The sequence below is a fragment of the Thermodesulfovibrio sp. 3907-1M genome (genome assembly GCF_040450955.1).
Classification (GTDB): domain Bacteria; phylum Nitrospirota; class Thermodesulfovibrionia; order Thermodesulfovibrionales; family Thermodesulfovibrionaceae; genus Thermodesulfovibrio; species Thermodesulfovibrio autotrophicus.
Map to the genome: position 1 here is coordinate 879,203 of NZ_CP144373.1, position 12,127 is coordinate 891,329.

14 protein-coding genes are annotated in these 12,127 nt (G+C 36.7%); 6 read left to right on the forward strand and 8 right to left on the reverse strand.

Annotated features, from left to right (window positions below; translation table 11 throughout):
- Positions 1 to 13: 13 nt before the first annotated feature.
- Genes sdhD through sdhA form a run of 4 tightly spaced genes read right to left on the reverse strand, consistent with a single transcriptional unit; the run spans position 14 to position 3,121 of the window.
- Positions 14 to 328, reverse strand: a complete 315-nt coding sequence (sdhD, locus tag V4D30_RS04560) for a succinate dehydrogenase, hydrophobic membrane anchor protein (RefSeq protein ID WP_353685066.1) — start codon at positions 326 to 328, stop codon at positions 14 to 16.
- Positions 328 to 672, reverse strand: a complete 345-nt coding sequence (sdhC, locus tag V4D30_RS04565; RefSeq protein WP_353685067.1) for a succinate dehydrogenase, cytochrome b556 subunit — start codon at positions 670 to 672, stop codon at positions 328 to 330. The genes sdhD and sdhC overlap by 1 nt, the downstream gene beginning before the upstream one ends.
- The gene (locus V4D30_RS04570) at positions 669 to 1,388 is read right to left on the reverse strand and encodes a succinate dehydrogenase iron-sulfur subunit (RefSeq protein ID WP_353685068.1); all 720 of its coding nucleotides are present in this window, start codon (positions 1,386 to 1,388) and stop codon (positions 669 to 671) included. The genes sdhC and V4D30_RS04570 overlap by 4 nt, the downstream gene beginning before the upstream one ends.
- Complete coding sequence (sdhA, locus tag V4D30_RS04575; protein ID WP_353685069.1) at positions 1,388 to 3,121, reverse strand: succinate dehydrogenase flavoprotein subunit; 1,734 nt, start codon at positions 3,119 to 3,121, stop codon at positions 1,388 to 1,390. Before sdhA ends, V4D30_RS04570 begins: the two co-directional genes overlap by 1 nt.
- 77 nt (positions 3,122 to 3,198) lie before the next feature.
- Here sdhA and V4D30_RS04580 point away from each other — a divergent pair, with 77 nt between their 5' ends.
- The 6 genes from V4D30_RS04580 to V4D30_RS04605 all read left to right on the forward strand — a co-directional run bounded on the left by V4D30_RS04580 (position 3,199) and on the right by V4D30_RS04605 (position 9,217).
- Positions 3,199 to 4,602 (forward strand): NAD-dependent malic enzyme, encoded by a 1,404-nt coding sequence (locus tag V4D30_RS04580; protein ID WP_353685070.1) that lies wholly within the window; start codon positions 3,199 to 3,201, stop codon positions 4,600 to 4,602.
- 61 nt (positions 4,603 to 4,663) lie between these two features.
- Positions 4,664 to 5,866: an amino acid ABC transporter substrate-binding protein gene (locus tag V4D30_RS04585; RefSeq protein WP_353685071.1), complete on the forward strand. Its 1,203-nt coding sequence runs from the start codon at positions 4,664 to 4,666 to the stop codon at positions 5,864 to 5,866.
- 55 nt (positions 5,867 to 5,921) lie between these two features.
- Positions 5,922 to 6,800, forward strand: a complete 879-nt coding sequence (locus tag V4D30_RS04590; protein WP_353685072.1) for a branched-chain amino acid ABC transporter permease — start codon at positions 5,922 to 5,924, stop codon at positions 6,798 to 6,800.
- Position 6,801: 1 nt separating this feature from the next.
- Positions 6,802 to 7,758 carry a branched-chain amino acid ABC transporter permease gene (locus V4D30_RS04595; protein WP_353685073.1) on the forward strand — a complete coding sequence of 319 codons (957 nt, stop codon included), beginning with the start codon at positions 6,802 to 6,804 and terminating at the stop codon, positions 7,756 to 7,758.
- Positions 7,759 to 7,769: 11 nt separating this feature from the next.
- A complete protein-coding gene (locus V4D30_RS04600; RefSeq protein WP_353685074.1) occupies positions 7,770 to 8,513 on the forward strand; it encodes an ABC transporter ATP-binding protein in 744 nt (247 codons plus the stop codon).
- Complete coding sequence (locus tag V4D30_RS04605) at positions 8,513 to 9,217, forward strand: ABC transporter ATP-binding protein (RefSeq protein ID WP_353685075.1); 705 nt, start codon at positions 8,513 to 8,515, stop codon at positions 9,215 to 9,217. Before V4D30_RS04600 ends, V4D30_RS04605 begins: the two co-directional genes overlap by 1 nt.
- Here the strand turns inward: V4D30_RS04605 and V4D30_RS04610 are convergent.
- From V4D30_RS04610 to V4D30_RS04625, 4 genes are all read right to left on the reverse strand, one after another.
- Positions 9,206 to 9,796: a hypothetical protein gene (locus V4D30_RS04610; RefSeq protein WP_353685076.1), complete on the reverse strand. Its 591-nt coding sequence runs from the start codon at positions 9,794 to 9,796 to the stop codon at positions 9,206 to 9,208. The two genes, V4D30_RS04605 and V4D30_RS04610, sit on opposite strands and share 12 nt — an antisense overlap.
- Complete coding sequence (locus tag V4D30_RS04615) at positions 9,797 to 10,645, reverse strand: universal stress protein (protein ID WP_353685077.1); 849 nt, start codon at positions 10,643 to 10,645, stop codon at positions 9,797 to 9,799.
- 80 nt (positions 10,646 to 10,725) lie between these two features.
- Positions 10,726 to 11,811 carry a sulfite exporter TauE/SafE family protein gene (locus tag V4D30_RS04620; RefSeq protein ID WP_353685078.1) on the reverse strand — a complete coding sequence of 362 codons (1,086 nt, stop codon included), beginning with the start codon at positions 11,809 to 11,811 and terminating at the stop codon, positions 10,726 to 10,728.
- 22 nt (positions 11,812 to 11,833) lie between these two features.
- Complete coding sequence (locus tag V4D30_RS04625; RefSeq protein ID WP_353685079.1) at positions 11,834 to 12,127, reverse strand: hypothetical protein; 294 nt, start codon at positions 12,125 to 12,127, stop codon at positions 11,834 to 11,836.

The window sequence follows — 12,127 nt, forward strand, 5'->3', positions numbered from 1 at the left end:
ACCTCACAATTTTTTATAAAAATACAATTTTAAACCCGAAGAAAGCAAGTCCTAATGGAATAATAAATACCATAACTTTCAAGAATCTTTTCAATGAGTTGTTTTTTACATACTCTGTAACCAGCCCATCTAATCCATAAAAACCGTGATATAAAGCTGACAGAAGAAAAACAATATTAAAAACCTTCCATGACGGCTCACTCAATCTTTGAATTACTGCTTCATAGGAATATGCCTCAGGTTGAATAAAGTGCATCATAAAAAAATGATAAACCAGCCCAAAAGCAAGAATCACACCTGTTATTCTATGTAAAAGCCAGCTCCACATTAGAACACCTCCTTTAAAAAGTAAAAAGCACCAATAAACCATAAAACTGCTACAACTGCTGCTCCAGCATAAGCTATCTGTTTTTGATACTTCGTTGATACCCCTATCTCAAGAAGTGTGATTCTTATGCCTGCAAAAACATGTTTTAGAACTATAGCGAAAAGAATTAATTCGCCAATCTTAATAATGGGATTTTTCATCAATGCCATTAATTTATCATATGCCACTGGATCTTTTAAATGGCTCAAAACATAAATATGAGCGATTAAGTAAAGTGTAAGAATAATTCCTGTAACTCTATGAACGAGCCAGGCAATTGAGCCTGTATTCCATTTATATCTCATCTTTCACCTCCTGTAAAGCCTTTCTTAACAGCCATTCGCTTTAATTTTAGAATGTGCTTTGTAATGTCAATCTCCTTTGGACATACCTCCACACAGTTAAAAATTGAATGACAGCGCCAGACTCCGTGTTCTCCTGTGATTTTCTCAAGTCTCTGCTCTGTTGCTCTGTCACGGGTATCAAAAAGAAATCTATATGCTTTAAGCAACGCACTTGGTCCAAGATATTCTTTGTCAGCCCAGAATACAGGACATGATGTGGTGCAACTGCCGCACATAATGCATGTTATTGACTCAAGAATTTTATGCTGGTCTTCAGGTGATTGAATCCTTTCCCTTTCAGGTGGAGGTTCGTCATTTATCAAATAGGGTAAAACTCTGTCATTTTTCTCAAAAAACAGAGTCATATCTACCACAAGATCCTTTATCACAGGCAGGGAAGGCAAAGGCTCAATCACTATAAGTTCTGGCAGATCCTTTACCAGCGTCTGACAGGCGAGCCTGTTTTTACCATTAATCTTCATTGCACAGGAACCACATACTCCGTGAGCACATGATTTTCTGAATGTGAGAGTTCCATCTCTTGTCTCTTTAATCTTAATAAGTCCATCTAATACCCTTTCCATGCTATTAAGCTTAATTCTGAACTCATCCCATCTTTGGGAAGGATTTTTATCGGGTAAATATCTTTTAATTCTGAAGGTGTAATATTTTTCCATCAGTATTTTCTCTCCTCCGGTTTAAATCTTGTAATTTTAACAGGTTTAAATTTGAAGGTGATACCTTTGTCTGTCTGAAAAGCAAAAGTATGCTTGAGCCAGTTTTCATCATCTCTTTTTGGATAATCCTCTCTACAGTGTGCACCTCTGCTTTCTGTTCTCTGTAAAGCACTGCAGGCTATTACTTCTGCGAGGGTGAGCATGTGTCCGAGCTCTATTGCCTCAAGAAGCTCTGTATTGAAAGTCTTTGATTTATCAGTAATGGATATCTCTTTATATCGCTCCTTTAACTTCTGAATTTCTTCAATTACTGTTTTTAATCCTTCCTCAGTTCTGAATACTGAGCATTTATCCATCATGACTGATTGAAGGTCCTTTCTTACAGAGGCAACAGTCTCCCTGCCAGTTGAGTTTTTAAGCATATTGATGCAGTCTGAAACTGCCTGAATTCTCTCTTTGCTGACCCTGCCTCTTGTGTTTGATTTAAGAATTTCTGAAGCAGCTTTTCCTGCTCTTCTTCCAAATACAACAGTATCAAGCAGGGAATTACATCCAAGCCTGTTTGCTCCGTGAACAGATACACAGGCACACTCACCAGCAGCATAAAGTCCGTAAACCACTGAGCCATCCACATCTCTTAAAACTCTGCCATCATTATCTGTTGGAATTCCACCCATCGCATAATGAGCAGTGGGAACAACAGGAATTGGTGACTCAGAAGGATCGATTCCCATGTAGATTTTGCAGAAGGTGGTTATCTCTGGAAGCCTCTCTTCAAGAATTTTTTTGTCCACATGTCTTAAGTCAAGGTAAACATAGTCTTTTCCATCAATACCTCTTCCTTGTCTTATCTCTGTAAGAATTGCTCTGGATACCATATCTCTGGGTGCAAGGTCTTTTATGGTCGGTGCATACCTTTCCATAAATCTCTCACCCTTACCATTAATAAGAATTCCACCTTCTCCTCTTGCTCCTTCAGTGATCAATATTCCAAGTCCGTAAAGTCCTGTAGGATGGAACTGAAAGAACTCCATATCTTCAAGAGGAAGTCCCTGTCTGAAAAGCATGCTTAAACATTCACCTGTGCTTGCATAGGCATTGGAGGTAACTTTAAAAATTTTCCCATACCCACCACTGGCTATTATCACTGCTTTGGATTCAAATACATGAATTGAGCCGTCCTTTATGTTTACTGCAATAACTCCCTGAACAGCATTGTTTTCTATAACAATATCAAGAACCTCAAACTCCTGAAAAAATCTTACACCTTTAAGCTGACACTGCTCATAGAGAGCAAAAAGCACGGCATGACCTGTTCTGTCAGCAGAATAACAGGCTCTACGAACAGGTGCTTTACCAAACTCCTTTGTATGCCCCCCAAATCTTCTCTGGGCAATTTTGCCTTCAGGAGTTCGGGAAAAAGGCACACCCATGTGTTCAAGCTCAATTATTGTGGGAATGGCGTCATAGCACATAATTTCAATGGCATCCTGGTCTCCTAAAAAATCGCTTCCCTTAACAGTATCATAGGTATGCCATTCTGGTGAGTCCTCTTCTTCATTGCCAAGAGCAGCACCAATTCCTCCCTGTGCTGCTGTTGAATGGGAACGAGTTGGATAAAGTTTGCTTAAAACTCCAACTGTTCCGTGATTGATACATTCAATGGCAGCACGACAACCCGCAAGCCCTGAACCAATAATAACTGTGTCAAAGTAGTGTCTGTTAATTTCCACCTATACTCCTCCCTATTTGCAAAAATTATTTTATTTTGTATAATTTATAGCACAATGTCAAGCATAGGAGGAGAAAAATGGGATATGTACCAAGTCCAAGTTACAGTATAACGGTCCGTGTTGAGATTGAAAATAGAATAGGAATGTTTGCCAAAATTGCCTCAGCCATAAGTGGAGCAGGTGGAGATCTTGGTTCAATTGATATTGTAAAAGTGGAAAAAGGAAAAATAATAAGAGACATAACAGTGAATGCAAGAGATGAAGAGCATGAAAAGAAAATTATCAAGGCACTCAAACACATTGAAGGAATTAAAATCCTCAGGGTAATGGACAAAACATTTCTCGTCCATGAAGGTGGTAAAATTGGAACATATAATAAAATTAATGTTAAAGGTAGAGAGGACCTCTCAAGAGTCTACACTCCAGGTGTTGCCAGAGTATGCCTTGATATTAAAAAAAATCCCGAGCATGTTTACAGGTACACCATTAAAGGAAACACTGTTGCAGTAATTACTGATGGAACAGCAGTGCTTGGACTTGGAAATATAGGACCTGATGCAGCAATGCCTGTGATGGAAGGAAAATGTATGCTTTTTAAGGAGTTTGGCGGTGTAGATGCCTTTCCAATAGCAATAAGAACAACTAATGTGGATGAGCTTGTGGATATAATCAAAAAAATATCAACTCCCTTCGGTGGAATAAATCTTGAAGACATTGCTGCACCCAGATGTTTTGAAGTAGAGAGAAGACTCAGGCAGGAGCTTGATATTCCAGTAGTTCATGATGACCAGCATGGAACTGCGATTGTTGTTTTAGCTGCATTGATAAATGTGGGAAGAATTCTTAAGAGAGACATTAGAAATTTTAAAGTAGTTATAGCTGGAGCAGGTGCTGCGGGAACTGCCACTGCATATATGCTTCTTGACTACGGAGTAAAAGAGATTACTGTTTGTGATAGAGCAGGAACTATCTTTGAAGGAAGAACAGAGGACATGGATCCCCATAAAGAGGAGCTTGCAAGGAAAACTAATCCGAGAAAAATAAAAGGTAAGCTCAGTGATGCCCTTGAAGATGCTGATGTATTTATTGGGCTTTCTGCACCAAATATTTTAAAGCCTGAAGACATTGAGAAAATGGCAAAGGACAGAGTAGTATTTGCCCTTGCCAATCCAGACCCTGAGATAGCACCGGAGCTTGCAATGCCCCTTGTCCGAATAATGGCAACAGGAAGGTCTGACTATCCCAATCAGATTAACAATGTTCTTGCTTTTCCAGGATTATTCAAAGGGTTACTTGAAGTCCGTGCAAAGGGAGTTGAAAAGGAAATATTTTTTGCAGCAGCCAGTGCCATTGCAAACATAATTAAAGATGAAGAGTTGAACGAAGACTACATAATTCCAAGCATATTTAACAAAAAGGTTGCTCAGGCAGTATCCCATGCAGTGGCAGAAAAGGCTAAAAAGCTTGGATTAGCGAGATAGATGTTGAAATTTTTTAAAAATTTTTAATATCATCATTAAAACTTAAAAAAGGAGGGGCAAAATGAAACGAGCAGGTTTAATGATTTTGGTATTAAGCTTGATTTTTTTATTTGTAGCTCAGGCTTTTTCTGCTGATGTGATCAGATTTGGCGCAGCTCTGTCTCTTACAGGAAAACTTGCAAAAGAAGGAAATCTTGTAAAAAACGGTTACGAACTGTGGAAAGAAACTGTAAACAAAAAGGGAGGAATACGAGTAGGAAATAAGTATTATAAGGTTGATATTAAATATTACGATGACGAAAGTGATCCAAACAGAGCAGCAAAGCTTGTGGAAAAACTCATAACCGAAGATGGCATCAAACTCATTTTAGGTCCATACGGCAGTGAATCAGTTTTTTCAACATCTGCGATTACTGAGAAATACGGAGCTTTAATGGTTCAGGGAGGTGCTGCTGCAGACAAACTTTACACAAGAGGCTTTAAAAATCTATTTGGAATTTATACAGTAGCCACTGAATACATGGATGATACTTTAAAAATGCTAAGGAATAAAACTCCTAAACCAAATACTGTTGCAATTGTTTATTCAAACGACCTTTTCTCCACACAGGTTGCACAAGGTGCATATGCTTCAGCTCAGAAATATGGTTATAAAGTAGTATATTACAAGGACTATCCAAAGGGAACACAGGATTTATCAACAGTTATTGTGGAAATTAAAGCTAAAAATCCTGATATTCTAATAGGATGTGGACATTTCCAAGATACTGTTGTAATAGTTAAACAAAGTAAAGATTATAAATTAAATCCAAAGGCAATTGCCTTTTCAGTTGGTCCAACTTTACCAGATTTTATAACAGCACTTAAAGGTGATGCTGAATACATTTTTGGTTCAGCTCAATGGACTCCAACCTTGAAATATAAGGATCCTGTTTTTGGTTCAAATGCAAATTTTGTAAAAGCCTTTAAAGCAAAATTTGGCGTGGAACCAAATTATCATGCTGCTGGTGGTGCTGCTGCTGCAGTTATATTCCAGAGAGCTATTGAAAAGGCTGGCAGTTTCACAGATATAAACAGAATAAGACAAGCCCTTGCCAGCTTTAATGAAGAAACACTCTTTGGAAAAATCAGATTTGATGCAACAGGAAAAGTTGTTGGTAAAGGAATGCCTGTTATCCAGATACTGAGAGGGCAACAAAAAACAGTATATCCTGAGGCAGCTGCTGAAGCTAAACCAGTATATCCAAAGCCAGCATGGAGATAATCCTGAAAGCCCGGAGTAATTCCGGGCTTTTTACTAAATTTATACGAGGGAGGATATGATAATATTACAAATTCTTCTGAATGGTATTCTTCTTGGTGGTTTTTATGCTCTTATTGGTGTTGGTTTTTCTCTTGTCTGGGGAGTAACAAATATAATTAACCTTGCTCACGGAGCAATAGCTCTTTTAGGAGCATATATTACTTTATTTTTATTTCAGCATTATGGGTTTGATCCTTTCTTAAGTCTTCCATTCAGTTTTATACCTCTTTTTATCTTTGGATACATTTTGCAAAGGTTTTTACTCAATCTGGTTGTAAAAGCTCAAATTTTTATGCTTCTCATTTTAACCTTTGGCATAGAAATATTTCTTGTAAACTTTATGACAACTTTTTTCTCGGCAGACTTCAGATCTGTTACTCCTGACTATGCAGGAGAAAGTTTAATAGTGGGAAATATTGTTATACCGTATATAAGATTGGGTGTATTTGCGATATGCGTGTTAATTACATTACTTTTAAGTCTATTTCTCAATAAAACATGGACAGGAAAAGCAATTAAAGCCACATCTCTTGATATTGATGCTGCAATGATGGTGGGAATAAACCCAGCAAAAATTTTTGCTATAACCTTTGCAATTGCTTCAGGATTGGCAGGAGTTGCTGGAAGTCTTTTCTCATTAACTCAGGCATTTTCTCCATCTGTTGCAGGCGCTCTAACTTTAAGAGCTTTTATTGTAAGTATTCTTGGCGGACTTGGAAGAGTTGAAGGAGCTCTTTTAGGTGGAATCATCCTTGGAATTGTGGAAACATTGAGTTCTTACATTATTGGAGAAAGTTATAAAAATGCTATTACTCTGGCAATAATGGTTTTGGTTCTTGTAATAAAACCAACAGGAATCTTGGGGAAAAAATACTTTGCGGAGGTAAAGCATTGATATGAAAAAAAGTGTTATCTTATTTTTTGTATTTATTACCATATTAATTTTACTTCCATTTTTAGTGTCAGGATACTGGCTAAGAGTTCTTACTCAGACCTTCATGTTTGCAGCCATAGCTACTGGAAGTAATATAATCATAGGATTTACAGGATATCCAGCCTTTGGAAATATAGCATTTTTTGGAATAGGAGCATATGTAACTGGAGTATTAATGACAAAGTATAATCTGTCTTTTATACTTACTCTTCCCTTCTGTGCATTGTCAGGATTTCTGATTGCTACACTTTTAGGTATACCGCTTTTAAGACTTAAAGGACACTATTTTGCAATTGCTACAATTGGAGTAATGGAAGCAATAAAAGAAATCGTAGACAATATGACAGAAATAACAGGCGGAGGCATGGGACTTACATTGCCTATTATGGAAGGTGATCCTGCTTATATATATAAATTTTTCTACTATGCAATTCTTTCAATAATGCTGCTTACTGTTGTAATAGCTTTTTTAATATTTCGTTCGAAATTTGGATATGCTTTAAGAGCAATCAGAATTGATGAAGATGCAGCATCTGTAATGGGTATAAATACATCACTTTTTAAAACAATATCCTGGGCTATAAGTGGAGCTCTTGTCGGCATAGCTGGTGGAGCATATGCTTACTGGTTAACATATATTGACTCTTCTACAGTTTTTCAAACTTCCTATTCTGTAAAAATGTTTGCAATGATTTTGCTTGGTGGTGGAACAACTGTCCTGGGTCCAATGATAGGAGCTTTTATTCTTGAGCTTGTCTCAGAACTGGTATGGAGCAAATTTATAGAAATTCACGGAATGATACTCGGACTGTTGATTATATTAATTGTCATATTTATACCAAAGGGATTATTTGAGACATTTAAAGGAGGCTTTTCATTTAAAAGAATTATTATCAACTTGAGAGAAAACAAACTATGAGGTGTTGAAAAATGATAATACTTGAAACAAAAAATCTTGCAAAAAAATATGGTGGACTTGAGGTTTTAAACAATGTAAATCTCAAAGTATACAAAGGAGAAATTCTCGGATTAATAGGTCCTAATGGTGCTGGAAAAACAACTTTAATGAATCTTATATGTCGCCTGACTGACATAACAAAGGGTGAAATTTATTACAAAGGAGAATTAATAAACAATAAAAAAACATACGAAATCTCAAAAATGGGAATAGCAAGAACATTTCAAGTTGTTAAACCTTTCAAGGGACTAACAGTTCTGGAAAATGTTATGGTTGGAGCATTTTATGGCAGAAAAAATGCAAAAACCAGAGCAGAAGCAAAAGATATAGCAATGGAAGCATTAAAAATAGTTGGACTCTTAAATGAAAAAGACAGAGAGCCCAGCATTCTACCAATCGCTCAGCGTAAAAAACTTGAACTTGCAAGAGCACTGGCAATGGACCCTGAGCTTTTAATACTTGATGAGGTTATGGCAGGACTTAATCCAAAAGAGCTTGATGATATAATGAAAGAGATTCTGCTTTTGAAAGAAAGAGGAATAACAATAATAGCAATTGAGCATGTTATGAAAGTTATCATGGGAATATCAGATAGAGTTGTTGTTTTACACTTGGGAGAGCTTATTTGCGAGGGAAAACCTCATGAAGTCTGTAATAATCCTCAAGTAATTGAAGCCTATTTAGGAAATAAATTTGCACAAAGAGGGGTGGCATAATGAAATTTTTCGAGGTAAAAAATCTCAATACAGGTTATGGTGATCTGCAGATATTAAGAAATGTTTCTCTTGAAATCAATAAAGGAGAAATAGTTGCTCTTCTTGGCTCAAATGGAGCTGGAAAAAGCACATTAATGCGAGCAATTGCAGGAAGACTGAGAGTATGGAATGGAGAAATCATTTTTAAAGACAAAAATATTGCCAATCTTTTACCTGATAGAATTGTTAAACTTGGAATAAGCCTTTGTCCAGAAAGAAGAAGAATATTCTCTGGTATGACCGTAAAAGAAAATCTTGAAATAGGAGCATATCAGAGAAGAAATGGATTAAGAGAAAGAATGGAAAAAGTTTTCTCCATTTTCCCAAGACTTTATGAAAGAAAAAATCATCTTGGTGGAGACCTTTCTGGTGGTGAGCAACAAATGCTCGCAATTGGAAGAGCACTAATGAACGAGCCTGAACTTCTTTTAATAGATGAATTTACTTTGGGGCTTGCTCCTACAATAATTGAAATTCTTGTTGATGTGGTGAAAAAAATTAACAAATCCGGAGTAAGTATTTTACTGGTTGAACAGGATGTTCATATGGCACTGGAAATAAGTGACAGAGCATATGTTATGGAAGTTGGAGAAATAACAATCTCGGGAAATTCAAAAGAACTTCTTGAAAATCCACAAATAAAAGAAGCTTACTTAGGAATGTAAAATAGAATCTAAGACCTTAAAAGGAATCCAGTGAGAACCTGAAATAGTATGCATCTGAGCAAAGGAAAATATCTTTTTAAGGTCAAATAAAGCTTTAATTGGTAAAATTTTATCACCGCTTCCGTGTATAAGAATGAGCTTATTTTTAGGGTAATCAATATAATTAAACTCAGAAGAAAGTAAAAATTTTAAACCTTCTTTTAAAGCATTTTTATCAGCCTTCTCAGATAAAATTGGCTTACATCCTGCGTTCAGCAAAAACTCTTTTATAACTGTTTCTGGTTGTATTTCCATCTTATCAATCATTCTTCTGATAATTCTTGGATGGACATAATCTGTGAATTTCTTAAACCCTGCCACAATAACTATTTCATTGAATCTTAATGAGAAAAATTTAAGATTTTTAAGTATAATATGTCCGCCCGTTGACCAGCCAATGAGTGTGCTCCCTGATTTATCTTTAAAAAAATCTAAAATCCCTTCCTCATCTAAATCAATAAAAGGAACTATAAAATACCAGTCCTCAGGCACATCCAGTGCTTCTCTAAATCCTGCCCATCCTGATATGAAATATTTCATTTATGATTTTACGACCAGGACAGGCACCTTTGAAAGCCCGATTACTCTCTGACAGGTGCTTCCCATAAGAAGCCTCTTAAGCCCTGTTCTGCCATGAGAACCAACAACAATTATATCAGCCTGAATCTGCTCTGCTTTCTCAAGAATCTTTTTGTAAGGCTCTCCTTCTTCTATGAAAATTCTGGTAGATATGTTCTCACCATGAAATCTAAGCTCAAGCTCTTTTAAGTATTTCTTTGTTTTATTTACCTGTTCATCGTAAAGTTCAGGCTTAACTGCAAAAACTGCTGAAGGGACTTCTACTGCAGAAATCAGGTTTATCTCTGATTGATAATCTCTTGCAATATCTATTGCTTTACTGCAAACTTTTTCACCATATTTTGAAACATCAACAGCCACAAGACATCTATTCCACTTAATCGTTGAATTTTTTGGAACAACTAAAACATCAGTGTTACTATAACCAATCACTCTTTCTGTCACACTTCCCATTAAAACCTGCTGAAGAGCACTTATCCCTTTTTTGCCCATAACTATTAAGTCTGCTGAGATTTCCTCGCATACATCAATAATCTTTTCAAAGGGTTCTCCTTCTTCATAAAGAGTTTTCACGAGAACTTGATGTTTCTCAGCTATATCCTTAGCTTTTGAAAGATTTTCCTTATAAGGTTTACTAATCTCCTCAACAGATACTCCAATACCTAAAAGACTTAGATCTCCATGATAGGATGGAGCAACAGTTAGGACAAAAATGTTTTTTTCCTTTGCAAATCTAACAGCCTCTTCAAAAGCATGGAAACTCTCCTCTGAGCCATCAATGCATACAAGGATTCTTCTGTAAAGTGCCATCTTTACCTCCAGTGTAATTTTTTAAATTATTATAAAAAAGGGTGAGAATTTATCTCACCCCGTTTTTTCAATTTTATATTCTACTTAACAGCAACGGAAGAGGTTGCAACAATCTTTTGTGTTTTCCTCTCTGCCCGTAGGCCCTTAAATAACGCTGTACATATAATTCCTGCTCCCACTACAAGAGCTGTTACCATAATAGCGAAGCTTACAGTTTTAAGAGTGGTAACTGTAGCACCTGATAAAGGAGATATTATTCCAAGCTGACCGAGATAAACTGGAACCATTAAGCCTCGGCTAACAAGCACAATCAGCATGATAACTCCCATGACGATTTTAATCATATAATCTTTAACATAGGTAGTTCCTATTGCGCCAAGCTGGACACCGAAAAGAGAACCTGCCAGAATTATCATTGCAAGTCTAATATCTACAAATCCGCTCATCGCATATTTAAATGAACCAACCAGACCCATAACAAAGGCGATGACAAGCTCAGTTGCAGATGCCATTATTGCTGGTGCACCAAGCACATACATCATAGCAGGAACTCCAATAAATCCTCCCACTGCAATTGTTGCCGCAAGCATGCCTGTTGCAAAACCAAGTGGAATTGTAAAAAGAACAGAAATTTTTGCATTGAGGCTTCTGAAATAAACCATAGTTCCTGGAATGTGGATTGACTGAATCCACTTTGCAATTTTTGTAGTTCCTTCAGGTTTGTTTAATTTATCGTTATTTTTAGTCTTCATCGCATCTAAAAGGACATATGTGCCTACGATACCAAGAACAACAACAAAAGCCATACTTACATAGAGATTCGAACCTGCATCACCGAATGTTTTCTTTATGTATTCCTGAATATGAGCACCGAATAAAACTCCTGCCTCAGCAGAGGCTCCCATCACGATACCAAGCTTAACATCAACCTGACCGAATTTAGCTCTTTTTATAGCTCCTACAAGTGCCTTTGGAAACTTATGACACATATTTGATGCAACAGCCACAAGCCCTGGAACTCCCATACTCATCATTCCGGGTGTCAGAACAAAAGCTCCACCTGAACCAATAAATCCACTTACAAGTCCTCCTACAAGTCCTACAAAGAATAGATACATTACATTCATCCAGTTTAAGTCAACAAAATTTGTTGTAACTTCAATCATTTTGTCCTCCTTTCCCTGTTCTTTATGCTCGTAACTGAGTTCTGATCTCTTTTCTCTCAACAGGTCTGTCATGTTCTGTCAATTCAACTCTCTTTTTCTTTGCCTCAATTCCAAGCGTCTGCCAGAAGTAGTTTGTAAAGTTACCATGAGCAAAGGAGAAAATAAAAGCAGTTGCCACTGGAAACAAAGCATAAAGTCCTCCTCTTGAACATAATGACTTTACTATTGGCTCATTCAGAAATAAACCTGCATACAGAGTTATGGTAATTGCACCATAAAACAACAGCTTAAATAAAGATTTGTTTTTTCTTGGCAT

Excerpts from the sequence above, each read along its gene's own strand:
- sdhD (WP_353685066.1), bottom strand. The coding sequence starts at position 328 with ATGTGGAGCTGGCTTTTACATAGAATAACAGGTGTGATTCTTGCTTTT.
- sdhC (WP_353685067.1), bottom strand. The coding sequence starts at position 672 with ATGAGATATAAATGGAATACAGGCTCAATTGCCTGGCTCGTTCATAGA.
- V4D30_RS04570 (WP_353685068.1), bottom strand. The coding sequence starts at position 1,388 with ATGGAAAAATATTACACCTTCAGAATTAAAAGATATTTACCCGATAAA.
- V4D30_RS04580 (WP_353685070.1), top strand. The coding sequence starts at position 3,199 with ATGGGATATGTACCAAGTCCAAGTTACAGTATAACGGTCCGTGTTGAG.
- V4D30_RS04585 (WP_353685071.1), top strand. The coding sequence starts at position 4,664 with ATGAAACGAGCAGGTTTAATGATTTTGGTATTAAGCTTGATTTTTTTA.
- V4D30_RS04590 (WP_353685072.1), top strand. The coding sequence starts at position 5,922 with ATGATAATATTACAAATTCTTCTGAATGGTATTCTTCTTGGTGGTTTT.
- V4D30_RS04595 (WP_353685073.1), top strand. The coding sequence starts at position 6,802 with ATGAAAAAAAGTGTTATCTTATTTTTTGTATTTATTACCATATTAATT.
- V4D30_RS04600 (WP_353685074.1), top strand. The coding sequence starts at position 7,770 with ATGATAATACTTGAAACAAAAAATCTTGCAAAAAAATATGGTGGACTT.
- V4D30_RS04605 (WP_353685075.1), top strand. The coding sequence starts at position 8,513 with ATGAAATTTTTCGAGGTAAAAAATCTCAATACAGGTTATGGTGATCTG.
- V4D30_RS04610 (WP_353685076.1), bottom strand. The coding sequence starts at position 9,796 with ATGAAATATTTCATATCAGGATGGGCAGGATTTAGAGAAGCACTGGAT.
- V4D30_RS04615 (WP_353685077.1), bottom strand. The coding sequence starts at position 10,645 with ATGGCACTTTACAGAAGAATCCTTGTATGCATTGATGGCTCAGAGGAG.
- V4D30_RS04620 (WP_353685078.1), bottom strand. The coding sequence starts at position 11,811 with ATGATTGAAGTTACAACAAATTTTGTTGACTTAAACTGGATGAATGTA.
- V4D30_RS04625 (WP_353685079.1), bottom strand. The coding sequence starts at position 12,127 with ATGCCAAGAAAAAACAAATCTTTATTTAAGCTGTTGTTTTATGGTGCA.